Origin of the sequence: Egbenema bharatensis FJBBOT/2019, from assembly GCF_048077055.1 — a bacterium.
In the GTDB taxonomy this organism is placed as follows: Bacteria; Cyanobacteriota; Cyanobacteriia; order Elainellales; family Elainellaceae; genus Egbenema; species Egbenema bharatensis.
The window spans coordinates 5,307,098-5,329,577 of record NZ_CP182236.1 but is presented as its reverse complement, the minus strand read 5'-3'; the positions used below and the strand labels follow the sequence as shown (position 1 = coordinate 5,329,577).

Genomic DNA, 22,480 nt, shown 5'->3' with positions numbered 1-22,480 from the left:
AGTCGATCGAATTGCACCCCATTGCAGACCTTACTATAATGCGGTATCCCAGTCAGAGGTTGCAATATGCCAAAAAGAAAAGGTCAAAAGGATGAAGAGCGGGAAGAACGAATCGCAATGGAGGCGATCGTCGATGCTTATGATCCGGAAGAGCAGGCAATGGGATGGTACTATTACCTCCAAGATAAGATCGGCTTTCCATTTCAAGGCAAGTGTATTCTAGAACGCAAAATTTCTCCTCTAAAGCTCAAAGAAGTGGTAGATGTGATCGAAATGGCTCCTACCGATGATTGTGAGCAAGAAATGTTTGTCGTTATCCGCTGGATGGAGCGAGAACTGGCAGTGCCCCTGGTTCAAATCGAAGGCGTTGATGTAGATGACGAAACGGAAGAAGCGATCGCAGATTGGCACTATTGGATGGAGCAGGGATATCAACTGGGGTGAGTATGAAATCCGATCGTCTGCTGAATGCGTTAACCCAACCGGAATTAGGTCAACTGCTAGATGCACTATTCACGGTGCTGTCACCTGAGTTGCAGGAAAAGGCGATCGCCCAAATTCCTGAAAACACCCAGCAAGCCGTCAGGCAAATTCTGCTGCCATCGTCTGTTCCGGAGTCAACTGATCCTAAGTCAACTGAAGAAGCATCTGCCACGCAAATCGTTTCTCTGGCAAAACAGGCGCAGATCTGGTCTGAACTCTGGCAAGAATGGGATGACATTGTTTCAGAAGCTTTAGAGGAAAGTGGAAAATATATCCTTCAGGAGGTTCACTGGGAACCGCCTTATTTTGATGCAACCACCTTTAGCGAAGATTTAGAAAGAGTTGCGGCACAAATGCGATCGCTGCTCCAAACGGCATTTGAGCATGAGTTTACCCCCAATCAAGGCTTCGTTCCCGTTCTCCTGGAAGCAGAATCAGCTATTTCAGAAGGGTTAGAAGACTGGATGGAATTGACCGATGGGCTGTATTTAGAGAATCATTTAACCGATTGTTTATTGCAATGGGAATGGTTCGTGGCTCAGGCGCAGGAACGGAATGCATTTCAATTTGCTCACCACATTCGAGAATGTGAACTGCAATTTCAGGAAATAGAACTGGACAGTGATACTCTGTTTAACTTCTTCACTCAGTTGTCTGAAGCCGATCAACAGTGCATTCTGACAGGATTGACAACTGAACGTGAGGCAGCCTTCTGGAAACACATACTGAGCGATACAAACTCTCACTGGCATCAGCTTTATCTGCACCTAGTTGAGCAATACGCACCCGATCGCTATCTGGACAATCTGCGAACAACAATCCCGCAGCAGTGGGAGAATGGCTTGCCGATTATCAAAGCTTTGTTGGCGGAACAGAACTACTCAGAGAGTTTGACGGTGATTCAAGAAACAATCCATTCCCGATTGAAATCTCATCGCGCCCAAGCAAACTGGGCACCTGAAGCCACGCTCCTGATTGCAACCTCAGGCTTCTATTACGAAGGTGAACAAATCAGTGCAGGTCAATTGCTGCGCTACTATCAGCAAACGGCACAGGGACTAAATCAAACCGATCGCGCCCATGCCCTGGAAATCCAGCAAATTGCAATGGCTCAATGGGCTGATTGGTCTGCTATGTTTAAAGCCTTTGCTGAGACTCCCCTAGCTGAACCCGCTCGTCAAGCCCTGTTCACATCGTGGCGAGATTTAGTCGATCGTCGAACGAAACCGCAAACTTGGAGAGAATACGGGAGAGCTAAACCCGTTGATAGCTGGTGGGTTCCCTGGCTAATTGATAGTGTTGCTGACTCACAAAAAGGAGCACCCTGGTTTCAGCAGCAAATGACGCAATGGCTCACTCACCTCCCTGCAAAGCAACAGCAACTCGGTGAGAACTATGATCTGCTGCGATTGCTGACAAAAGATTTGACTGATATTCGGAATAACGGAAAATCTGAATATCCTCAGTTTTATCAGGTCGTTATATATCCTCAAGATCGTTTGACGGAGAACGATCAATCACGACAAGACTATCTCAAACAACATGCTGCTGCTGATTTGTTAGAGCAGGTTATAAATTACTGGAAAACCCATCTACAGAATTTTGTTCCCAAACCAGAGGCTGCTGCTAAATCTGACTATACCAATCATGTCAGGTGGATGGTTGCCTTGAAGGAACTATCTCCCCAAAACTATGAAATGCTTTTAGCTGAGTGGCGTGATGTTCACCAGCGACGCAGTAACCTATGGAAAGCGATGAAACAAGCGGGGTTAAGCTGATATGAATGTAAAAGTCATCATTGAAGTTGATATTCCACCTGAAGAAAAAGATCTTGATAGTTTGAGAATGGCAGCATCCACGCTAACAAATCATCCAAAGAGTATCACTGTGCAAGCGACTCAAACAGGCGATTCTCTTACAAAAACATCGCGCGAATGCATTTCTTTGATCACCGAATTCACCATGAAAACAACAGCTCAGTATAAAGTCATTGATGAGATTTGGAGCGAGTTTAACTTTTGGACTTTTGATCTGAAAGGCTACCAAGCGATGAGTGTTTCATTTTCTAAATCAGCAAGGGGAAACTGACAATGAGCGAATATCAGCATTGCACATTTCAAGCGATCGTGCATTGTGCCCGTAGAGCCGTGACCCAATCACGAGGATGAGAACGCATCAAAATCGGTAATCATCGGTGCGCTGAACGTGTGGGATAACGCCTGTCACCGCAAGTGTTCTGGTGCAAGAGCAACGATCGTTCCTTCCCATCACCCCCTACCCATCACCCAAGTCCGATCGCTTCCAGAAACTCCAGAAACGATCGGATTTGAGAATGCAAACCGGATCAGTTAGAGACTCATCGATCGCTTATAGATTCGCATGATTTCGCCGGGTTCTCTGACGGTGGCTTCCTGAATCTGCACGTAGGGTAAAGGACGTGACCAATCTTCGACGCGGCAGAATCCACAATGGTACAAACGCGCGATCGTGATTTCTACATCATCGGGTTGACCGATCATCAGAATTTTTACGGAACGACGGGCAGGAGAAATCAGCCGATCGCCACTGGGAGGCTGACCGAACAGTTTATCAGACATATTTTGTGAATCTCCTTGTATTCCAGGGTTTGAAGAAACCCCAGAGACTAGCTCCCAGCTTTTCAGACAGCACAAGCTAAGAGCGTCGGGTGTTATCATACACCCTAGCCAAGGACTAGCTTCGGTAGTCTGAGGTTAGGAGGTTGAGCGTATTCGCTTGCCAGGCAACGCTTGGCCTCCGCTGAAGAATTCGTCTCCAGGTCGTCCATCACCTTTCCAGTTTTGCAACCCCAAAGATGACTGTTGACGAGACTACCATCAATGATTTTCTAAATCAAGTTAAAATCGATACGATCGCTGCGGTGCTTCATACTTTGTTGCGAATGATCCAGGTAAAATTCGCAGTAGAATGATAAACCTCGATCGCCTCATCTCATTTCTGGCGTAACGCTATGTCAGTTTCGAGCGGTTCTATCCTGCATCTTTTTTCTAAGCTCCAGCACACTGCGCCGATGGTGGAGCAGACCACGCTACAGCTTGAACGAGGACGAGGAATTGCGGGCGATGTGAATGCGGATCCGCTCAGTCCCAGACAGGTGCTAATTGTCCAGGAACAGGATTTACTGGATCTCTCACTTCAACCCGGAGACCTGCGGGAAAACATTGTGATTCATGGCAGCGATCGATCCTTCAAACCGGGTTCCATCCTGGAATTTAGTAATCAAGTTGCCATCGGTTTAACCCTATACTGTGAACCTTGCAAAACGGTATCCCATCTAGTCAAATCTTTAAAGGATTTAGCCGGAAAACGCGGCATCTTAGGGGTAGTGGTTGCCGGGGGGACGCTGACAGTAGGCGATCGGTTTGTGATTCATCCCGATGCCTTTCCTGCCTTACCTGAAAAGCCTTTCGATCGCTTCCTGAATTTTTTGACCCAGATTCCAGTCGGTCAGGTCGTGACCTATCGGGAGGTGATTACGAGTATCGGAGTTGCAAACGGCTATTTCCGCGCGCTGCCAAAATACCTCCAGAAGGCGGATCATTCAGGCTATCCAGCCCATCGCGTTTTAAACACAAGCGGTGAGATCACAGCCCATGTGCGGGATCAGAAACAGCGGCTAGAAGCTGAGGGCGTTCGGGTTCAGGAAACGGGAAGCGTATTGCTGGAGGATTATCTTTGGCAAGCCCGCTGGATTACTTTCCACGGTGGACATCAGAGGGATGAACACCAGGATTCAACCGCCAGTTATTCCGCAGCAAACACCTGATCTGCTACCAGATTGAGGTTGGGAAAGGTGGAAGAGCACAGGCGATCGCTTTCCCGAAACTGCTGAACCTCGTATTCTCCCTCATCCGTCAGGTTGTAGATGGAAAGGGTTGGACGCTTGGGATAGCCAATGTAGAGCCGTCCACCCAGTCCTGCATAGTCTACCGCCCAATATTCCGGAATGCCCAGGGCTTCGTAATCCGTCAGCTTCAGGGAGTAATCATCCTGCCAGTTCGTCGAAACCACCTCCACAATCAGCTTGATCGTTTCTCCAGAGGTCAGGACTGATTCTCTCTCCCAGCGTGGCTCATTGGCTAAAGCAGTGCGGTCTACCACAATCACATCCGGTTCATAGCCAGAGGTGCCATCCCGCGATCGAACGATACACTCTTTAGGAATGAAATAGGGCAATTGTTGCTGACGAATGGCAAAGTTGAGTTCAGCCGCCACAAATCCAGCCACTTCAGAGTGTTTTCCTCGCGGTTTGGGCATTTCGACAATTACCTCTCGATGTAACTCGTAATGACCTTCAGAGGTTGCCGGAAGCCACTTAACAAAGTCGTCAAAGGAAGTCGGTTGCTGGAGTGCCTGGATCATTGAGGTTGACCTCATCTTGCGATTCAATAAAGACCTCTACGCACTGAAATACTTTGCAGTCGGATGATACGCCACGATCGCCGTGGTGGACTGTTCTGGATAAAGCTGTTCACTTTCATCCATATGGAGTCCAACCCGTTCCGCCTGAAGCAGATCCAGCAATATGTACTGATCCTGAATGTTCGGGCAAGCCGGGTAGCCAAAACTATAGCGAGAACCTTGATAGCGTTGGGCTAAGACATCCCGGATGTTAGCTGGATCATTCGCGCCAAATCCCAGTTCCCGGCGAATTCGGGCGTGAGTCCATTCCGCCAGTGCCTCCGCCACCTGAACCGCCAGACCGTGATAGTAGAGGTAGTCCGTGTATTGATCCGACTCGAATAGCTGTTTCGCAAAAGTAGTGGCAATCTCACCCACCGTCACCGCCTGCATCGGAAAGACATCGTAGGCGGTTGGAGCCTCAGACTTCGGCTGGAAGAAATCGGCAATGCACAGGCGACGCAGCGATTTCTGGCGCGGGAATTGGAATGTCGCAATTGGCTCAGTTGGAGCCTGTCCTTCCTGGACAGCGATCGGATCATAAAGGTGCAACGCATTACCCTCCGCCAGACAGGGAAAATAGCCATATACCACCTGGGGATGCAGCAAATTCTCCTCCACAACGCGCTGCTTCCACTGCTCCAACACCGGATACACCTTCTCCTGAAGGAAGGCATCATACTCTTCCCGCGACTGCTCCTTGGGCTTGCGGAACTGCCACTGTCCGGCGATCAAAGCCTGCAAATCCAGATACCCCAGCACTTCCTCTAAAGGAATATCCGCTGGATTCAGAATCTTTGTCCCCCAGAAAGGCGGAGTCGGGCGATCGATGGCAATGGCAACCGCTGTCGATCGTTCCTCGTTGGGTTCCTCTACCGCAGCCGCTACCGCCACCGCCCGATCAGCCTCTCCACCCTCCGTATCCGTTTCTTTCGACTCATTTGAGCCAACAACTGCTGCCCCATCCGTTGCCCCATCCGCTGCCCCAGCCTCATCCAAAAAGCCCTTCAGGTCGTCCCAATTCTCAGCCGCCTTGGCGGGCATCAGCTTATCCATGAAATGCAGATCGGAGAAAGCATCCTTGCCGTAGATCACTTTGCCCTTGTAGGCGTTCTGGCAATCCTCATGGACAAACTTGGGCGTGAGGGCAGCCCCTCCCAGAATCACGGGAACGGTAATCCCCCGCTCATTAAACACCTCCAGGTTTTCCTTCATGAAGGCGGTTGATTTCACAAGTAGACCGCTCATGGCGATACAGTCGGCGTTGTGTTCAAAATAGGCATCAATAATATTATCAACGGGTTGTTTAATCCCTAAATTGATCACCCGATAGCCATTGTTGGTGAGAATAATATCCACCAGGTTTTTACCAATATCGTGAACGTCTCCCTTCACGGTGGCGATCACCACAATCCCCTTCGCCTGACTGGAATCTTCCTTCTCCATGAACGGTTCCAGATGCGCCACTGCGGACTTCATCGTTTCCGCCGACTGCAATACAAAGGGAAGCTGCATTTGCCCGGAACCGAATAGCTCACCCACCACCTTCATACCATCCAGCAGGAATGTGTTGATGATGTCTAGCGGGGCGTACTGCGTCAGAGCTTCCGTCAAAGCTTCATCCAGTCCAATCCGCTCCCCATCAATAATGTGCCGCTTTAATCGCTCCTCGATCGGCAAATCTTTGAGGGACTCCCTGGAACCCCGCGCTTCCTTGGCAGAAACCCCTTCAAACAAAGTGGTTAATTCCGTCAGGGGATCATAAACGCAGACATCCCCTTCAAACCTGCGCTGATCATAGATGAGCTGCCGACAAACTTCCTGATGCTGCGGTTCAATTTTGGCAATCGGCAGAATCTTCGCTGCACTGACGATCGCCGCATCCAGTCCTACCGCCATCGACTCATGCAGGAACATAGAGTTGAGCACAATCCGCGCCGCCGGACTCAAACCAAAGGAGATATTAGAAACCCCTAATAGAACATGGACTCCCGGTAGATTTTCCCGAATTAAGCGAATCGCTTCGATCGTTTCTTTCCCATTTACCCGATCTTCTTCAATCCCCGTGGAAATCGGTAGAGCTAGCGGATCATAGAAAATCTCGTGAGCTGGAATGCCGTATTCTAAAATATCTCGATAGGCTCGTTGAGCAATGGCAAATTTTCGTTCCGCCGATCGCGCCATTCCCTCTTCATCGATCGTTCCGACTACAATCCCCGCACCGTACTGCTTGGCAAGCTCAACCACCTTAAAAAATCGTTCATCCCCATCTTCATAGTTGGTGGAGTTCAGGATACACTTACCCCCTGCCACCTTCAATCCAGCTTCCATCTTTTGCCATTCGGTGGAATCCAGCATCAACGGTAAGTTCACGTTCGTCACCAACCGTGACACCAGCTCATGCATATCCTTCACGCCATCCCGCCCAACGTAATCCACGTTCACATCCAGGATGTGCGCCCCTTCCTTTACCTGCGATCGAGCCAGGGACACTAACCCATCCCAATCCTCTGCATTCAGCATTTCCCGACACTTCTTGGAACCACTGGCGTTGAGCCGCTCTCCCACAATCAGGAAGGAATTATCCTGCTCGTAGGGTTGAGCGGAATAGATGGAGGCAGCGGCAGGGGTGTATTGGAAGGCAGGACGGGGAGTGGGGACTGAGGACTGAGGACTGAGGACTGAGGACTGAGGACTGAGGATTGTAGCTTGCTTCGGCGAAGCAGTGGGCTGCCCCCCGGTCACCCTTACAGGACGCGCTTTGGGAGTGAGGGTGGGAGCGAGTTCTGCGAGTTGCTGGATGTGATCGGGGCGCGTGCCGCAGCAGCCGCCAATGACTTGAACGCCGAGATCTTCGACGAAATGCATTAGAGCCATTCGTAACTCCATCGGGGTCAGCTTGTAGTGGGCATGACCGCCGACGTTTTCAGGGATACCGGCGTTGGGGATGCAGGAAATGACGAAGGGGGAATTGGCGGAAAGGTAGCGGATGTGCTCTGCCATACGATCGGGTCCTGTGGCGCAGTTCAGCCCCAAAATGTCGATCGGGTAGGGTTCCAGAATGGCTAACATGGCAGCGGCATCGGAACCAACCAGCATGGTTCCGGTGGTTTCCATCGTGACGGACACCATGAGGGGACGACGTTCTCCCTTCTGGGCAAACACCGTTTCGATCGCATTCAACGCCGCTTTAATTTGCAGCACATCCTGACAGGTTTCCACCAAAAATAGATCGACTCCGCCATCAAACAGCCCTTCGGCTTGCTCAATGAAGGCAGTTTTCAAAGTATCAAAGTCAATATGTCCCAGGGTCGGAAGCTTCGTGGTGGGGCCCATCGACCCGGCCACAAAACGGGGTTTTTCCGGAGTGGAAAACTCAGCGGTACATTGTTTCGCCAACTCAGCCGCTTTCTTGTTGAGTTCGTAAGCTCGATCGGCTAAATCGTATTCTGCCAGGACGATCGACGCTGCACCAAAGGTGTCTGTTTCGATCACATCTGCTCCGGCTGCCAAAAAGTCTCGATGGACGGTTGCCACTGCCTCTGGCTTGGTAATAATCAGATATTCATTACAGCCTTCATATGCAGCTCCACCAAAATCCTCTGCGGTCAGGTTCTGCACCTGAAGGTTGGTGCCCATTGCGCCATCAAAGACGATGACGGGGCGATCGGGGCTGTGGAGCCGGGACAGAAACGGGTGAGTCATATCGAGATTTGCCTTAAGTCAATGCCAGACTGAGTTTTCGCTAGCTTCTAGCTTATCAATCTCAATCCCGATCTGGAAACAGCATGGGCTAACCTTATTGCTAGCTTTACTCTCTAGCTAATATGACATTGACTCAATACTAGAGCGATCGCTGAGGGTAGCCGTTTACCATCAACGATCAGGGTGAATTGCAACTGGTGCATTGCTAGAAAACAATAGGACTCCGCCCATGAACTAAACTGTTTAGTCGTAATCAGGAAAACCGCGAGCCTTTGCTTTCAAAATTGTGTAATTTAATACATTAAATTTGAAGAATAGTCGAAAAAATCTCTTAATTCAGAGTTCTTAATCGATCGCTTCAGTGAAACAAATCGGTCAAACAAAAAGAGGGTAAAGGTTAATTTACCCTCGCAATCTTTAATTTGAAGTAGGAGAACGATCGGAGGCGAACCCCCGATCGCCTGCCTGTTTCGATTAGTAGTCGAAGTCGCCGCCCATGCCAGCACCCGCGCCAGCACCCGCTGCATCCTTCGGTTCAGGCTTGTCTACCACGATGCACTCAGTCGTCAACACCATACCGGCGATCGAAGCTGCGTTTTGCATGGCGGAACGAGTCACTTTGGCAGGGTCAACAATACCTGCGCTGAACATATCTACGAACTCACCATTGGCAGCATCATAGCCCACGTTGAATTCTTTTTCCTTCACACGTTCTGCGATCACAGCACCGTTTTGACCAGCGTTCTCAGCGATCCGCTTCAGGGGAGCCGCCAGCGCCCGCGCCACGATCATCGCACCGATCAACTCTTCGCCGGAGAGGTTGCCTTGGGCCCACTCTTCCAGGCTGGGAGACAGGTGTGCCAGGGTCGTACCACCGCCAGGGACAATCCCTTCTTCAACGGCTGCCTTGGTGGCGTTGATGGCATCTTCCAGGCGCAGCTTCCGATCCTTCATTTCAGTTTCAGTTGCAGCACCGACCTTCACCACTGCCACACCGCCGGACAGCTTGGCCAACCGCTCTTGCAGTTTTTCCTTGTCGTAGGAAGACTCAGTTTCTTCCATTTGACGACGAATCTGCTCACAACGAGCCTTCACGCCTGCTTCATTGCCTTCTGCCACGATCGTCGTGTTGTCTTTGGTGATAGTGACACGACGCGCCTTGCCCAGCATATCGAGCTTGACGTTATCGAGCTTCAGACCCGCATCTTCAGTGATCACCTGACCACCCGTCAGCACTGCGATGTCTTCCAGCATGGACTTACGACGATCGCCAAAGCCAGGAGCCTTCACAGCCGCTACGTTCAGCACGCCGCGCAGACGGTTCACCACCAGGGTTGCCAGAGCTTCTTTCTCAATGTCTTCGGCAATGATCAGCAGGGGACGACCGGAACGAGCCACTTGCTCCAGAACGGGAACCAGATCCTGTACCAGGGTGATTTTCTTGTCGGTCAGCAACAGGAAAGGCTCATCCAGAACCGCTTCCATCCGCTCAGTGTCCGTAGCGAAGTAGGGAGAGATATAGCCCTTGTCGAAGCGCATCCCTTCGGTGACTTCCAGTTCAGTGGTCATGGACTTACCCTCTTCCAGAGAGATTACGCCCTCACGACCCACTTTCTCCATTGCTTCAGCGATCATGGAACCGACTTCTTCATCGTTTCCAGCGGAGATGGAACCCACCTGAGCGATCGCCTTGGAATCTTCTACAGGACGAGCGTGTTCCGCAATTTTGTCTACCAGGAAGCCCGTCGCCTTATCGATGCCGCGCTTGAGGGAGATGGCATTGGCTCCAGCCGCCACGTTCCGCAGACCTTCCTTGACAATGGCGTGGGCCAGAACGGTTGCAGTGGTCGTACCGTCACCGGCTGCATCGTTGGTTTTGGAAGCCGCCTGACGAATCAGGGACACACCTGTGTTTTCGATGTGATCTTCCAGTTCGATTTCCTTGGCGATCGTCACACCGTCATTAACAATTTGAGGTGCGCCAAACTTCTTCTCCAACACCACATTGCGACCTTTGGGCCCAAGGGTGACAGCAACGGCTTCAGCCAGAATATCGATTCCTTTTTCCAGGGCACGACGAGCGTTTTCGTTGTAAATGATGCGCTTTGCCATAGTGATTTCGCTTCTTGTAAATAGTGAGAGTATTTGGACAATGCTTGAGGAGGATGGGTAATGGGTGATGGGTAGTGGGTCATTCATCGGGTATCCATTAGCGATCACCCACGACCCATTACCGATTCAAAATCCCAAACTAGGAGACGATCGCCAGAATGTCTTTCTCAGACAACAGAATGTATTCTTCAGAACCGAGTTTGATGTCCGTTCCGGCATACTTGGAATAGAGAACCTTGTCCCCAACTTTGACTTCCATCTCCTGGCGAGAGCCGTCATCGTTGCGCTTACCAGGGCCCACTTGCACTACTTCACCCACTTGAGGCTTTTCCTTTGCTGTATCGGGGAGGAAAATACCGCCAGGGGTTTGTTCTTCAGACGCGCTCACTTTCACGAATACCCGTTCACCTAGCGGCTTTACGGTAGAAACGCTCAGAGATACTGCTGCCATAGTCTAAACTCTCCAGAACTATTAGAATCGATCGAGTTAAAGTTATCGACAGAACGCCAGTCCCACGGTGGAACTGGTAGATTTTCTGCTTTTTACGGAATACTGAAGTCGCACATTCGAGACACAGTTTGAGTCAGAGAATCAATTTAGCACTCTCCGCTCCTGAGTGCTAATTTAGCGAAATCTAGGGGGCGATCGCAACCGATCTTCACCCCCTTTTCGGGTACGGGTTCCCGAACTCACTGTCTTGAAGCGACCCAAATCACATGGGCTACGGGCAATTTAACCCAAGCTTTATTTTTTACTTGGTGAAATTGATGACCTGGTAAAGAGTCAGCGTTTAAGGTAGCAGGACTCCGCCAGCCATGCCACGATACTGAAAGATTCAAGGATAACTTGACTGCCCCACACCGACTTCTGAGAGTAGACCGACCTATGATTTCCCCCAGCCGCCACCTCAAAACCCTGATGACTGCTATCCTGGCTGTGTTTGCGATTGCCGCTACGATCGCTCCTGAAGCCAATTCCACTACAAACCTGACCAACTCATCTGATTCGCAGCAGATTACGTTGGAAATGATTCGGAAAGTGGCGATCGTTTCTCGGGAATTGCGTTAGGAACCCATTTCCCCTTTCAGGTTGTTTCAGGGTTCATCAATTTAGAACCCAACCGAAACTCCCATCAAGGGTTAAGGACGGGCAAGATGCCCATCCCACAAGAAGTTTTTCGATCGAGGGGAAGGACGGGCAAGATGCTCATCCCACAAGAAGTTTTTCGATCGAGGGGAAGGACGGGCAAGATGCCCATCCCACAAGAAGCCTGCGATCGAACCAAAGGACGGGCAAGATGCTCATCCCACAAGAATGCGATCGAACCAAAGGACGGGCAAGATGCTCATCCCACAAGAGGTTTTACGATTGAATCGACAGAGGGCTTCTAGTTTCGCACCAGCCACTTCTGCCCGTTGAGCCGTTGCACTGTGTACAGCAACAATAGATCCAGGCTCACCTTCCGTTCATCAATCATGAAGGACTCCAGGGTGCTGGGTTTCGCGCCATTGTCGGCATAGCAGAAAAATTTGGGAGCTGCAATATCTTCCTTCGAGAAGATGATATTGAACTGGCGTTGGCCATTTTGCCAGTGGCCAATGACCTGCCAGCAGTCGGAGTCTCCCAGCCCAGGAATAGGAAGGGGCTGTTTGGCAAATTTCAGATCCAGGTCGTTGATACCCTGTTTGCCCAACATTTCCTTCAGTCCAGGCATGAAGTGCTGATCAATAAATTCGGGGAACGGCTTATCCTCAAGGGCGGGCGGCTTTTCCTTTTCGGTGGGCGGGCAGGCTTATCACCCCCTGCGGCTGGCTTTTCCTTGGGAGCCTTGGCGGGTGCTGATTCGGATTTTGCTTCGGTTTCAGAAGATTTTGCTTCAGTTTCAGGCGTGTTGGGGTTCTGTTCGTCTGACATCGCTTCGCTTACTCCAAAGGTCACTATCCGCGATCGTTACAAGCCTTATCATATCAAGCATCATCGTTCCACATCATATTCGATCGCGGGAAGCATAGGGGAGTCCCGCAGCCGGGGCTAGGGTAGGGGAATCAGGGTCAGGGGAAGCTGACGACTGAGTTCTTGCTCCAGGCGATGGGCCTGGTAATCGTATAACGATAGCTCGATCGCACCAGGGAGATTTTCCATAAACGTTCGGGCTTCATGCAGGTTATAGCCAGCGATTCGGCCAAATCACTGCCGCAATCGTGTAAAAATCCTCGATTTAACGGCTTTCCAACCTCCAATCGCCAGCGTCGGGGGGGCACCAGTTCTTCATGCTCAATCCGTCGCAAACCGTTGATGGAAGCCAACACAACCAGCCGATCGCCCACAGCTAAGATATGTTCATCGGACGGTAGCAGGACTTCCGGGAGGGGATCATGAATGGTTTGAGTAGCCCGATGATGGACGATCGGCACGACCCCATAGCCATAGGCAATCATAAACAGGGATTTGCCGACTAGCGTATCATCCGCTGTAATGTTGTACTCCGTGACTAGAATCGTCTGGTTGTTTAGCCGGAATAATCCCAGAATATTTTCTCCAAAAGCTGCCCCTGCAAAGGCTTCTGCCGAAAGTTCATAAGCAGCTAATGCTTTGGCATCCGGGAGGAGATCGTTGAGATTATCTCGAAAGCGTTGGTCGTAGGTGCGAATCACCAGCCCGATGTCTCGTTCGATTTGCTGGGCAGCATTGCGCGCCATCAATGCCACTTCCAGGTTGAGCATTTGATCGTCCGTCACCACCACCACACTTTTTGCCGTGGCCAGATTCAGCTTCGGCAATTCCCTAATGATGTCGCCCGTCAGGATAGGAAACTTAGATTCGGTTGAAACGTGTTCAACCTGCTCAGTAATCGCCACTACGGGCTGTCTGAACTCTTGCAAAATAGCCGCGATCTGTTGACCAATCCGCCCCAACCCCACGATCACCACATGGTTTTCCCTGGGAATAGGAAACCGTTTTCTAAGAAAGTCAAATCGGGAACTGATCAAATTATCGGCAATCAGTCCCAACACTCCCAGGACAGAGGCAATGCTGGTCAGGGTAATCAGGGCGCAAATTAGCTTCAGCCAGCCAGGGGCATCACTGGGTTCCAGTCCTTCAAATACATCCCCGTAGCCACCAATCAGCAGAATAAAGGCAGCAGAGAGGGCGGTTTTCCAGGGTATATCAAGGGTCGATCGCAGCAGGATGGCCCCAAACAGCCAGAGAACCAGAGCAAAGGTTAAGCCGATCGCAATCACCGGCCTTGTCCTTTGAGCCTGCATCCAGCCGCCAATTTCCGCCCAGTTACCGCGCCAGCCCCGGTTCAGGGTGTCGCCAATGTCATCCCAGAATTGCTGCATGTTTCTGGCCTGACGGGTGAGATGCCCCGTTTTCTGCGGTTCCCGTCCCACCACCTCCACAAAGGCGATCGTGTCTCCAGGTTTGACTTTCGTGTCGGCTTGCCACTGGTAGAAAGCCCGGTTTGATGGGCCAGGACTGGCGGCTGCATGGTAGCTCAACAGGCGAAAATTCTTTTTATGGAGGGCGATCGCCGGAGCACCGTCAAAACGATAATCCTTGGGCTGCACCGTTTGCTCTACCACCTGAAAGCGAAAATCGCCAATGTTGAAAAATCCTAAAATTTCCTGCTGCAATCCTGCCAGGGCAAAGGCTGGAGCTGGAAGTTCCGTTGGTTCCAGGGCAATAAAATCCCCTAACTGATGCTTCAATAACTGGTTCAGATTATGGCGAGACGATCGCATCACAATCCGAATCTGGGGGTTGAGCCGCCGCGCCACAATGGCTGCCTCAACATTCACGCTGTCATTACTGGTGACGATCAAAATGGCTCGACACTGCTGAATGCCTGCCTGAAGCAAAATATCATCGTTACGACAATCGCCAATAATCGGTGGAGCTTCCAGTAAGCTCGGTAAGTCCTGCACTTCCCAGTCATCAAACGGCATCTGCTCGATCGCCGTGACCCGGATTTCTGAAGCCCGCATGGCAAACCGCTTCAAGTTCAGTACCGAGTATTGCCCTAAACTACCCAGCCCGCAAACCAGGAAGCGATCGACTGAATCGGAAGGCATCAACAGGGTATGGGGTGTGGAAAGCACCGTAGCGGGAGTTGAAAGGATGGTGGCAGGGGCGGCAGGTGGAGCAAACATCACTGGAATCGAATCGCTCCAGATGGGCGCAGGTTGCTTACTCTGGTAGGCAAAAACCCGGACAGAGGTAACGGCCTCAATCTGGAACGTTTGAAGCTGTTCCTGAAGTGAAGCCAGAAGCGAGGTTGACTCTAAAACCTGATCTGCAAATAGGCGAATATTGAGCTGTTCCCCATGCCAATCCACCTTAATGCCCACGTCTGCGATCTTGAGCGATCGAGCGAGAAGCTGGGCGATCGCCCCTGGATCCCCTCGGCTGGCGAGTTCTGTGAGATTGGTTTGGGACATGGCGGCTCAGGCGAAAAAGTATGGACGTTCTCTCAGGCTCGCAGAGAACGATCCCTGATTTTGCTGCCCTAATTTTATCCCCTACTTTTCCCCCTGGAAGTGATTTTCGATCGCACTGTGCCGGAAGATTTGAGCCGGAAGATTTGAATTGCGCCAAAATATAACCAGAATATAATCTGGCTGATTAAAAAGCAGAGTGGTGATGGCTGAAATGGGGAATGCAGAAGCTGTGAATGGTCATGCTTTAAATGGCAATGTCTTGATTGTGGGGGCCAGTCGGGGAATTGGACTGGGCTTTGTGAATTGGCTTTTGCAAACTCAAGGGATCACCAAACTCTATGCCACCTATCGCAGCCCAGCCTCAGCCGCCGGACTGTTAGCCCTGGAGCAAGGGCAACCCGATCGCCTGCACTGCATGCCAATGGATATCACCGACGAAGCGCAGATCATTCAGGGTGTACAGCAGATTCGAGAACAGAGCGATCGCCTCCAGTTAGTGATTAACTGCGTGGGGGTGTTGCACGATCAGGACTTGCAGCCAGAAAAAAGCCTGCGCCAGATTGATGCCGATCGCCTGTTGCGATATTTCCAGATCAATAGCATTGGTTCAGTGTTGCTGGCCAAGCATTTACTACCTCTGCTCAAACACCCCGATCGCAGTATTTTTGCCAGTATTTCCGCTAAGGTGGGCAGCATTGGCGACAATCACCTGGGGGGATGGTACGGCTACCGTGCATCTAAAGCTGCTTTAAATATGCTGATGCGAACTGTGGCGATCGAATACGGCAGAAGCAGTCCTAAGACGATCGTGGTGACGCTCCATCCCGGTACAACCGACACCGACCTCTCGAAGCCCTTCCAAAGAAATGTACCGCCAGAAAAGTTGTTTCCGGTTGATCGGACGGTAACTCAACTTCTGACGGTACTTCAGTCCTTGACTCTACGGGATAGTGGTCAGTTCTTTTCCTGGGATGGTAGACAATTACCCTGGTAAACAGCTTATGGGACTATAAAGTGAAATTAAAAGTGAAATTAAAGTGGACAACAAAAAATTAAAAAGCGAATTAAAAATGGAGGACGCAGGCAAACGTTTTTTGTCCTTGCCGACGACAAATATCAAGTCGAGACTGAGCATGGCTAACGACAAAAATTAGACCCAGAGCAACAAGAATAACCAGTAGGTGATCTGCTTTCATTAGAACAAGACAATTTAACAGTAAAAGTACATCGGTAGGATGCGGTTCACTCTAATGGAGCTTTGCGTAAATTCCACCTTTCTAGCCACAATAACATTCACCTCGGTAGGATTAAGACGATAATCCGTAAAGCCTTGATGAAATCATTCAATCTTGTTTAAATGCATGATGAATGCCGGTAGAGATAGGAGGCTTATCGAGGTGGTTGACGCAGTTGCCGACGGCTACCCAACATTTGAGTGTATACGTAGGTAAACTCTCCGCCCCAGAAGAAAATCTGACTGGTCAGGAAAATCCACAGCATCAACACCATTACCCCACCGACCACACCGTAGGATTGAAACTGACTCCCAATACTGATGACACTACGGCTGACTAAATTTTGCAGCATTAAGAGCAAGATCGCCGTAATTCCAGCCCCTAACCAAACGTCTGCCCAGGCAATTCTCACGGTGGGCAAAGTTTTGAATAGAACCATGAGTACCAGCAGCAAAATCAGAAAAGATGAAATCAATTGCAGGGAGTTAACGGTGACGATCGTATCAAGCTGCACAAATTCAACTAAACCGCTAAATTCACGAATCAGCCTCAAAATCACCCGAATAATAATATTGGCCAACAACGTAACAATCAGCAACAATCCTGCCCCAAAGACCAGTGCGAAGGAGAAAATTCTGCGCCGAATGAAATTCTTGGCAACGTGACGCATGGTTGGGCTGCCCGGTTGAGCATGGTGCACCTGCCAAATGACATCAAAAGCTCGATCGAGGGCTGAGAAAAATCCGCTCGCTGCAATCAACAGCAGGACAAACCCAATCAATCCCACTCCAATCCGATCCTGATTCAACTGAAACAAAACGGTTTCAACCGTCTGACTGGCAATGGGCGGCAAACCTTCCTGAGCAAACAATAAAATCTGGTTATAAACTGCCGTATTTGGGCCAACGATAAACCCAAAGATACTTAAAATCACCAAAATCGTTGGCGGCAGCGAAAAGATTGCATAGTAGGCCAGGGCGGCTCCCATGTCTGCACAGTTATCCTTCTGCCATTTCAAAGAAGCCTGGATAATTAACTGTCCTAACCTCGATCGACTGACCCTGACTAATCGGTGTTTGACAAATTCAACAACAGGTTGCCCGCTCATTGTTCACTCAGCGCAAATTCTTTCGCTACAAGCATAGAGCATCTCTCTAAAAGCGATGTACTCGAATGCTAACAAACCTGGCAATGAAGCCTCCAGGGAGGACTTCACCCCACTCCCCTTCGGTCTTCATGACTCTTCATGACTCTGTGTAAAGGGAAACGTTCGATCGCTGCCTAAACTGGGTACTCTCAGGGAGTCGATCGCCCCCTGGAACCTCAAGGCATTATGGCAACTGGACTTTATCTATACGGCATCTTTCCGGCCCTGGGCCGCAGGAACTCGGTATGCAAGGGTTAGACGAACAGCCGGTGCAAGCCCACAATATTGACGGGTTTGTGTTTCTCTACTCAGAGGCGCAGCAGAAACGCTACCTGTCCAGTCGGAAAAATCTCCTGGGCCATGAACGGGTTCTGGAACAGGCGATGGAATCGGGTTATCGCACCCTGTTACCGCTGCAATTTGGTCTGGTGATTCATGATTGGGAATCCGTTAGAGAACAGCTTACTGTCCCCAAGGAAAATGATCTGAAGCAATTGTTTGCCAAGTTGGAGGGATACCGGGAAGTCAGTGTCAAAGTCCTGTGGGATCAGTCCAGTGAGCTGGAGCAGTTAATGCAGGAAAATGCCGCTTTGCAAGCAGAACGCGATCGGCTGGAAGGAAAAAATCTCAGCATGGATCAAATCGTCAAAATTGGGCAGGCGATCGAACGGGCCATTGCAGCCCGAAAACAAGCAATCATCGGGGCAATTCAGGAAACGCTCAATCCGTTGGCGATCGAAGTTATCGAAAATGATCCCCTCGGTGAAGACATGATTTATAACACCGCTTACCTGATTCCCTGGGATACAGAACCCCACTTCAGCGAGCAGGTAGAAGCCCTCGATCGTCAATTTGATAGCCGCCTCCGCATCCGCTATAACCACCTCACCGCTCCCTTCAACTTTGCCCAACTCAGTTAATTCACCCGGTTAAACCTATGTTTTTTGACCTTCTCCTCGCCCCGGTTGCTCTGCCCCTCAACGGACTCGCCTGGATTGGCGACAAGATCCTGGAACAAGCCAGCCCTGAACTCGATCAAAAAGAAGTGTTAGGTAAGCGATTACTGGCACTCCAGCTTGCCTTTGATATGGGCGATCTTTCTGAAGAGGAATTTGAAGAACAGGAAGAAGATTTGCTGCTGGCGATTCAGGCATTGGAAGATGCCGATGCTGAGGAATCAGACCCTTAACTAACCGGGCGATCGCTGGTATTCTCGCTGGTTTTCTACATACTGCTTGATTTCCCTCGCCATTCGTCGCATTCCCTGCTGTTCATCCCGCTTCAGAAATGGGGCAAAGAGAGCTGTCACTGCCCCTGTCACCGTTTCCTGATGGATGTATTGGGTGCGGTTGCGTCCGATCTCTTGCAGTTCAAAACAGTGCTCGCTCCGAAATCCTGGAGCTGTGTAAATCCAACGTAGACAAACATTGGGTTGTAGCAAGAGAATACGAGGCTCAAACTCCGTCTCCGTTTCTTCCCGCATCCGCCGCAGGGAAAGCTGGACGATTTGCCCCTGTCTAAAGGGCAGGGCAGGATTGCGATCGTACAAAAAGGTATTCCACTTCAGCCAGTCCTCTTTGCGAATCAATGCCTGCCAGATTGCAGACTTGGGGGCGTTGATTTCGATGGCGGTGTAGAGGGAGGGCATGGGTAAAGAGTTGGAAGGCGAGTATGACATCAGCCCAGTTCTGGATGCAGGCTGGAAGATTTCTAGATGCAGGCTGGAAGATTTTTAGATGCAGGCTGGAAGCCTGCGCTACGGGTCGGCGCTCCAGGGATTGCGATATCGCAGGGCAGTCTATCTGGCCGGCCAGATTGGGTTTCTGTACCGGCGTTCCAGGAAGTCAAGTGTTTCAATTGTTCCCCGTTCCGTACTGCGGAGTACATTTGAAAATTTCGGGTTTCCCTATACTGAGTCAGAAACAAACGCTAAAATCGTAGCCTAATTTGTGAATGTGAAACAGATTTCTCCCAAAGGAGCGTTACATCAACCCTATGGTCAACCTGACACCCAACCCTAGCTTTAGCCTCACGATCCGCATTCAACTTCCCAATACGGCAGGAACACTGGCTCCCGTGATTCAGGCGATCGCCGCTGCTGGAGGCAATATTGGTCAGATTGACTTAATTGAGCAGAATCGCAAATTAGTGCTGCGGGACATTACGGTGGATGCATCCAGCACCGAACATGCTGAGACTATCGTGAATGCAGTCAAAGCTCTGGCTGAGATCAAGGTACTGGATGTGTACGATCGCACATTTAATCTGCATCGGGGCGGCAAAATCAGTGTCCAGGGTAAGATTTCTCTTAAGAATCAGGGGGATCTGGCGATGGCCTATACGCCTGGGGTGGGGCGCGTCTGTACGGCGATCGCTGAAAACCCGGATGAAGTGTATGCGCTGACGATTAAGAGCAACACGGTGGCGATCGTGACGGATGGCAGTGCCGTGCTGGGATTGGGCAACCTGGGAGCTGAGGGGGCTTTGCCCGTGATGGAGGGGAAGGCGATGCTGTTTAAGAATTTTGCCGATGTGGATGCCTTCCCGATTTGCCTGGCGACTCAGGACACCGATCAAATTGTCGAAACGGTGAAGAATATCGCGCCTGTCTTCGGTGGCATCAACCTGGAAGATATTAGTGCTCCTCGCTGCTTTGAAATTGAAGCCCGGTTGCAGAAAGAGCTGGATATCCCGATTTTTCATGATGATCAGCACGGTACAGCGATCGTCTCCCTGGCGGCCCTGTTCAATGCCTTGAAGCTGGTCAAGAAATCCCTGGAGGAAACGCGGATTGTAATCAACGGGGCAGGAGCGGCGGGGGTCGCCATTGCCCGATTGCTGCGGAAAGCTGGGGCTGGAACAATTTTGATGTGTGATTCTCGCGGCATTTTATCCACCAGTCGATCGGATTTGAACGAGCAGAAAAAAGAGTTTGCCATGACGCAGAGCGGCTTACTGGCTGATGCTCTGATGGGGGCAGATGTGTTTATGGGGGTCAGTGTTCCAGGGGTGGTAACGCCGGAGATGGTGAAATCAATGGCAACGGATCCGATCGTCTTTGCCATGGCCAATCCAATTCCTGAAATTCAGCCAGAGCTAATCGGGGGCGATGTGGCAGTAATGGCCACGGGGCGCAGCGATTATCCGAACCAGATCAATAATGTGCTGGCCTTTCCTGGCATTTTCCGGGGAGCCCTCGACTGCCGCGCCAAAGCCATGACGACTTCAATGTATCTGGAGGCGGCCGCAGCGATCGCGTCCCTGGTCAAACCGTCTGACCTGGATCGGGAGCATATTATCCCCTCGGTGTTTGATGAGCGAGTGGTTCCTACAGTGGCGGCAGCAGTTCAACATGCTGCCCGGGCCGATGGAGTGGCTAGTTCGTAATCAATGACAAAAAGCAAAAAGTAGTCTCGGATACCAAACAGTGGTATATTGAGAATCAATTTCATTAGCTGAAGCAGGTAGACGGTGCTGACTCCGTTGATGTTGCTGCCAGAGCAGGTTGTTTTGGCTAATTTTTAGGGCCAATCTTTTGGTTCAGTTTTCCGTAGACCAGCCGTATGGTGAATCGGGCCTGGCAAAAGTTGGCGGTAATGAGGCGTGGCATTCATGGGTTGACGGAGTGCATTTTAGCAAGCATCTGAACCGTATTTGTCTTTAGCTTTTGAGATTTTTTAGCAAAAATGTTTAGCTGCATTGGCAGAATGGAGCATTACGAATGAAGCGTCGGAAATTTTTTGCTTATTTGGGTACAGCGACGATCGCAGGGAGTCTGGCGATTGCCTGTAATGGAACACCGACAACCGATGCATCTCCCAACGGTACGGATACGGCCACTGCTCCCACCTCTGGAGAACTGACCATTTACTCTGGGCGCAATGAACAATTGATTGGCCCCCTGCTGGAACGGTTTGAAGCTGAAACAGGCATCACGGTCAATGTGCGCTACGGTGATACCGCAGAACTGGCAGCGGCCATTCTAGAGGAAGGTGAAAATTCTCCGGCAGATGTTTTCTTTGGTCAGGATGCTGGCGCACTGGGATCCCTGCAAGAGGCAAACCGTACCCGATCGATCCCGGATAATCTGCTGAATCAGGTGGATTCCCGCTTCCGTTCCCCGGAAGGGCAGTGGATTGGCATCTCCGGGCGAGCCAGGGTTCTGGATTACAACACAGAACTGGTGCAAGCCAATGAGCTGCCGGATTCCATCTGGAAATTGACGGAAGAACAATGGCGCGGTCGGGTTGCCTGGGCCCCCACGAATGGCTCATTTCAGTCCTTTGTCACGGCCCTGCGGCTGACGGAAGGTGAGGAGCGGACGCTGGAATGGTTACAGGCAATGAGGGAGAATGACGCTCAGGTTTATAACAACAATACGGCGATCGTTGAAGCCCTGGGACGGGGAGAAGCGGAAATTGGATTAGTCAACAACTATTACCTGGGTCGCTTCAGGGCCGATAATCCCAATTTTCCCGTGGCGCATCACTACACTCAGGATGATGCCGGGTCGATGGTGAACGTGGCTGGAGTGGCCATCCTTGACAGTACGGATCAGGAAGCACAGGCGATCGCATTGATCGAATACCTGCTCACCCCCGAATCCCAGACCTATTTCACCCAGGAAACCAGCGAGTATGCCCTGGTGGATGGGGTTGCTCCGCCGGAGGATCAGATTCCCCTACAGCAGATCCAGTCCCCTGAAATTGACTTGAGTAATTTGGAAGATTTGGAGGGAACCCTGGCCCTGCTGGAACAGGCAGAAGTCCTGTAAGCCCAATCAAACGTAGCATCCACTTTTGTAACAGGATGAAGATTAACCCACCCCTAACCCCTCCCAGGAGGGGATTTTATGGACATTCTTCTGGTTGAGCAGGGGTTCTCCAGCGTTTCCCCTCTTGGGAGGGGCAGGGGT

Annotated in this window: 20 protein-coding genes and 1 pseudogene; 12 read left to right on the top strand and 9 right to left on the bottom strand. The window is 50.8% G+C overall.

The window, feature by feature from the left end; genetic code table 11:
- The first annotated feature begins 66 nt into the window (after nucleotides 1-66).
- From ACM1PF_RS24725 to ACM1PF_RS24710, 4 genes are all read left to right on the top strand, one after another.
- Nucleotides 67-444, top strand: a complete 378-nt coding sequence (locus ACM1PF_RS24725; RefSeq protein ID WP_416668157.1) for a calcium-binding protein — start codon at nucleotides 67-69, stop codon at nucleotides 442-444.
- A 2-nt stretch (nucleotides 445-446) separates the two neighbouring features.
- The gene (locus tag ACM1PF_RS24720) at nucleotides 447-2,261 is read left to right on the top strand and encodes a hypothetical protein (protein ID WP_416668154.1); all 1,815 of its coding nucleotides are present in this window, start codon (nucleotides 447-449) and stop codon (nucleotides 2,259-2,261) included.
- Between the two features lies 1 nt (nucleotide 2,262).
- Nucleotides 2,263-2,571 carry a hypothetical protein gene (locus tag ACM1PF_RS24715; protein ID WP_416668151.1) on the top strand — a complete coding sequence of 103 codons (309 nt, stop codon included), beginning with the start codon at nucleotides 2,263-2,265 and terminating at the stop codon, nucleotides 2,569-2,571.
- Nucleotides 2,572-2,688: 117 nt separating this feature from the next.
- Nucleotides 2,689-2,835, top strand: a complete 147-nt coding sequence (locus tag ACM1PF_RS24710; protein WP_416668149.1) for a hypothetical protein — start codon at nucleotides 2,689-2,691, stop codon at nucleotides 2,833-2,835.
- Here the strand turns inward: ACM1PF_RS24710 and ACM1PF_RS24705 are convergent.
- Complete coding sequence (locus ACM1PF_RS24705) at nucleotides 2,832-3,080, bottom strand: hypothetical protein (RefSeq protein ID WP_416668148.1); 249 nt, start codon at nucleotides 3,078-3,080, stop codon at nucleotides 2,832-2,834. The two genes, ACM1PF_RS24710 and ACM1PF_RS24705, sit on opposite strands and share 4 nt — an antisense overlap.
- 392 nt (nucleotides 3,081-3,472) lie before the next feature.
- On the opposite strand from ACM1PF_RS24705, the gene ACM1PF_RS24700 reads away from it, so the two are divergent.
- Nucleotides 3,473-4,288 (top strand): MGMT family protein, encoded by an 816-nt coding sequence (locus ACM1PF_RS24700; RefSeq protein WP_416668146.1) that lies wholly within the window; start codon nucleotides 3,473-3,475, stop codon nucleotides 4,286-4,288.
- On the opposite strand, the gene ACM1PF_RS24695 is transcribed toward ACM1PF_RS24700, so the two are convergent.
- The 4 genes from ACM1PF_RS24695 to groES form a co-directional block, all read right to left on the bottom strand.
- The gene (locus tag ACM1PF_RS24695) at nucleotides 4,267-4,884 is read right to left on the bottom strand and encodes a Uma2 family endonuclease (RefSeq protein WP_416668143.1); all 618 of its coding nucleotides are present in this window, start codon (nucleotides 4,882-4,884) and stop codon (nucleotides 4,267-4,269) included. The genes ACM1PF_RS24700 and ACM1PF_RS24695 overlap by 22 nt on opposite strands.
- 36 nt (nucleotides 4,885-4,920) lie before the next feature.
- Nucleotides 4,921-8,628, bottom strand: a complete 3,708-nt coding sequence (gene metH / locus ACM1PF_RS24690; protein ID WP_416668140.1) for a methionine synthase — start codon at nucleotides 8,626-8,628, stop codon at nucleotides 4,921-4,923.
- A gap of 474 nt (nucleotides 8,629-9,102) precedes the next feature.
- Nucleotides 9,103-10,740, bottom strand: a complete 1,638-nt coding sequence (groL, locus tag ACM1PF_RS24685; protein ID WP_416668138.1) for a chaperonin GroEL — start codon at nucleotides 10,738-10,740, stop codon at nucleotides 9,103-9,105.
- Nucleotides 10,741-10,879: 139 nt separating this feature from the next.
- Nucleotides 10,880-11,191, bottom strand: coding sequence for a co-chaperone GroES (groES, locus tag ACM1PF_RS24680; RefSeq protein WP_416668135.1), 312 nt, complete (start codon nucleotides 11,189-11,191; stop codon nucleotides 10,880-10,882).
- Between the two features lie 435 nt (nucleotides 11,192-11,626).
- On the opposite strand from groES, the gene ACM1PF_RS24675 reads away from it, so the two are divergent.
- Together ACM1PF_RS24675 and ACM1PF_RS24670 are read left to right on the top strand one after the other, a co-directional pair.
- On the top strand, nucleotides 11,627-11,809 hold the full coding sequence (locus ACM1PF_RS24675) for a hypothetical protein (protein ID WP_416668132.1): 183 nt from the start codon (nucleotides 11,627-11,629) through the stop codon (nucleotides 11,807-11,809).
- 182 nt (nucleotides 11,810-11,991) lie between these two features.
- Nucleotides 11,992-12,132 carry a hypothetical protein gene (locus tag ACM1PF_RS24670; RefSeq protein WP_416668130.1) on the top strand — a complete coding sequence of 47 codons (141 nt, stop codon included), beginning with the start codon at nucleotides 11,992-11,994 and terminating at the stop codon, nucleotides 12,130-12,132.
- Here ACM1PF_RS24670 and ACM1PF_RS24665 read toward each other — a convergent pair.
- Together ACM1PF_RS24665 and ACM1PF_RS24660 are read right to left on the bottom strand one after the other, a co-directional pair.
- Nucleotides 12,129-12,518 (bottom strand): annotated as a pseudogene (locus tag ACM1PF_RS24665) (DUF2996 domain-containing protein); the annotation flags it as partial. The gene ACM1PF_RS24670 and the pseudogene ACM1PF_RS24665 sit on opposite strands and share 4 nt — an antisense overlap.
- A 274-nt stretch (nucleotides 12,519-12,792) precedes the next feature.
- Nucleotides 12,793-15,183, bottom strand: a complete 2,391-nt coding sequence (locus tag ACM1PF_RS24660; RefSeq protein ID WP_416668127.1) for a potassium channel family protein — start codon at nucleotides 15,181-15,183, stop codon at nucleotides 12,793-12,795.
- A gap of 202 nt (nucleotides 15,184-15,385) precedes the next feature.
- On the opposite strand from ACM1PF_RS24660, the gene ACM1PF_RS24655 reads away from it, so the two are divergent.
- A complete protein-coding gene (locus ACM1PF_RS24655; RefSeq protein ID WP_416668125.1) occupies nucleotides 15,386-16,177 on the top strand; it encodes an SDR family NAD(P)-dependent oxidoreductase in 792 nt (263 codons plus the stop codon).
- A 395-nt stretch (nucleotides 16,178-16,572) separates the two neighbouring features.
- On the opposite strand, the gene ACM1PF_RS24650 is transcribed toward ACM1PF_RS24655, so the two are convergent.
- Entirely contained in the window at nucleotides 16,573-17,526 is a 954-nt protein-coding gene (locus tag ACM1PF_RS24650) for a YihY/virulence factor BrkB family protein (RefSeq protein WP_416668122.1), read from the bottom strand.
- Nucleotides 17,527-17,810: 284 nt separating this feature from the next.
- Here ACM1PF_RS24650 and ACM1PF_RS24645 point away from each other — a divergent pair, with 284 nt between their 5' ends.
- Entirely contained in the window at nucleotides 17,811-18,485 is a 675-nt protein-coding gene (locus ACM1PF_RS24645) for a gas vesicle protein GvpF (protein WP_416668120.1), read from the top strand.
- A gap of 17 nt (nucleotides 18,486-18,502) precedes the next feature.
- On the top strand, nucleotides 18,503-18,754 hold the full coding sequence (locus ACM1PF_RS24640; RefSeq protein WP_416668117.1) for a gas vesicle protein GvpG: 252 nt from the start codon (nucleotides 18,503-18,505) through the stop codon (nucleotides 18,752-18,754).
- On the opposite strand, the gene ACM1PF_RS24635 is transcribed toward ACM1PF_RS24640, so the two are convergent.
- Nucleotides 18,755-19,243 carry an SRPBCC domain-containing protein gene (locus tag ACM1PF_RS24635; protein WP_416668115.1) on the bottom strand — a complete coding sequence of 163 codons (489 nt, stop codon included), beginning with the start codon at nucleotides 19,241-19,243 and terminating at the stop codon, nucleotides 18,755-18,757. It abuts the gene before it with no gap.
- 317 nt (nucleotides 19,244-19,560) lie between these two features.
- Between ACM1PF_RS24635 and ACM1PF_RS24630 the strand changes: the two genes are divergently transcribed.
- Both ACM1PF_RS24630 and ACM1PF_RS24625 read left to right on the top strand, forming a co-directional pair.
- Complete coding sequence (locus tag ACM1PF_RS24630) at nucleotides 19,561-20,952, top strand: malic enzyme-like NAD(P)-binding protein (protein ID WP_416668112.1); 1,392 nt, start codon at nucleotides 19,561-19,563, stop codon at nucleotides 20,950-20,952.
- 334 nt (nucleotides 20,953-21,286) lie between these two features.
- The gene (locus ACM1PF_RS24625; protein ID WP_416668110.1) at nucleotides 21,287-22,339 is read left to right on the top strand and encodes an iron ABC transporter substrate-binding protein; all 1,053 of its coding nucleotides are present in this window, start codon (nucleotides 21,287-21,289) and stop codon (nucleotides 22,337-22,339) included.
- Nucleotides 22,340-22,480: the final 141 nt, after the last annotated feature.

Bases quoted from the DNA above. Each gene is read 5' to 3' on its own strand.
- ACM1PF_RS24705 (WP_416668148.1), bottom strand. From the start codon at position 3,080: ATGTCTGATAAACTGTTCGGTCAGCCTCCCAGTGGCGATCGGCTGATT.
- groL (WP_416668138.1), bottom strand. From the start codon at position 10,740: ATGGCAAAGCGCATCATTTACAACGAAAACGCTCGTCGTGCCCTGGAA.
- groES (WP_416668135.1), bottom strand. From the start codon at position 11,191: ATGGCAGCAGTATCTCTGAGCGTTTCTACCGTAAAGCCGCTAGGTGAA.
- ACM1PF_RS24675 (WP_416668132.1), top strand. From the start codon at position 11,627: ATGATTTCCCCCAGCCGCCACCTCAAAACCCTGATGACTGCTATCCTG.
- metH (WP_416668140.1), bottom strand. From the start codon at position 8,628: ATGACTCACCCGTTTCTGTCCCGGCTCCACAGCCCCGATCGCCCCGTC.
- ACM1PF_RS24630 (WP_416668112.1), top strand. From the start codon at position 19,561: ATGGTCAACCTGACACCCAACCCTAGCTTTAGCCTCACGATCCGCATT.
- ACM1PF_RS24650 (WP_416668122.1), bottom strand. From the start codon at position 17,526: ATGAGCGGGCAACCTGTTGTTGAATTTGTCAAACACCGATTAGTCAGG.
- ACM1PF_RS24655 (WP_416668125.1), top strand. From the start codon at position 15,386: ATGGCTGAAATGGGGAATGCAGAAGCTGTGAATGGTCATGCTTTAAAT.
- ACM1PF_RS24700 (WP_416668146.1), top strand. From the start codon at position 3,473: ATGTCAGTTTCGAGCGGTTCTATCCTGCATCTTTTTTCTAAGCTCCAG.
- ACM1PF_RS24725 (WP_416668157.1), top strand. From the start codon at position 67: ATGCCAAAAAGAAAAGGTCAAAAGGATGAAGAGCGGGAAGAACGAATC.
- ACM1PF_RS24640 (WP_416668117.1), top strand. From the start codon at position 18,503: ATGTTTTTTGACCTTCTCCTCGCCCCGGTTGCTCTGCCCCTCAACGGA.
- ACM1PF_RS24695 (WP_416668143.1), bottom strand. From the start codon at position 4,884: ATGATCCAGGCACTCCAGCAACCGACTTCCTTTGACGACTTTGTTAAG.
- ACM1PF_RS24625 (WP_416668110.1), top strand. From the start codon at position 21,287: ATGAAGCGTCGGAAATTTTTTGCTTATTTGGGTACAGCGACGATCGCA.
- ACM1PF_RS24670 (WP_416668130.1), top strand. From the start codon at position 11,992: ATGCCCATCCCACAAGAAGCCTGCGATCGAACCAAAGGACGGGCAAGA.
- ACM1PF_RS24635 (WP_416668115.1), bottom strand. From the start codon at position 19,243: ATGTCATACTCGCCTTCCAACTCTTTACCCATGCCCTCCCTCTACACC.
- ACM1PF_RS24645 (WP_416668120.1), top strand. From the start codon at position 17,811: ATGCAAGGGTTAGACGAACAGCCGGTGCAAGCCCACAATATTGACGGG.
- ACM1PF_RS24715 (WP_416668151.1), top strand. From the start codon at position 2,263: ATGAATGTAAAAGTCATCATTGAAGTTGATATTCCACCTGAAGAAAAA.
- ACM1PF_RS24660 (WP_416668127.1), bottom strand. From the start codon at position 15,183: ATGTCCCAAACCAATCTCACAGAACTCGCCAGCCGAGGGGATCCAGGG.
- ACM1PF_RS24720 (WP_416668154.1), top strand. From the start codon at position 447: ATGAAATCCGATCGTCTGCTGAATGCGTTAACCCAACCGGAATTAGGT.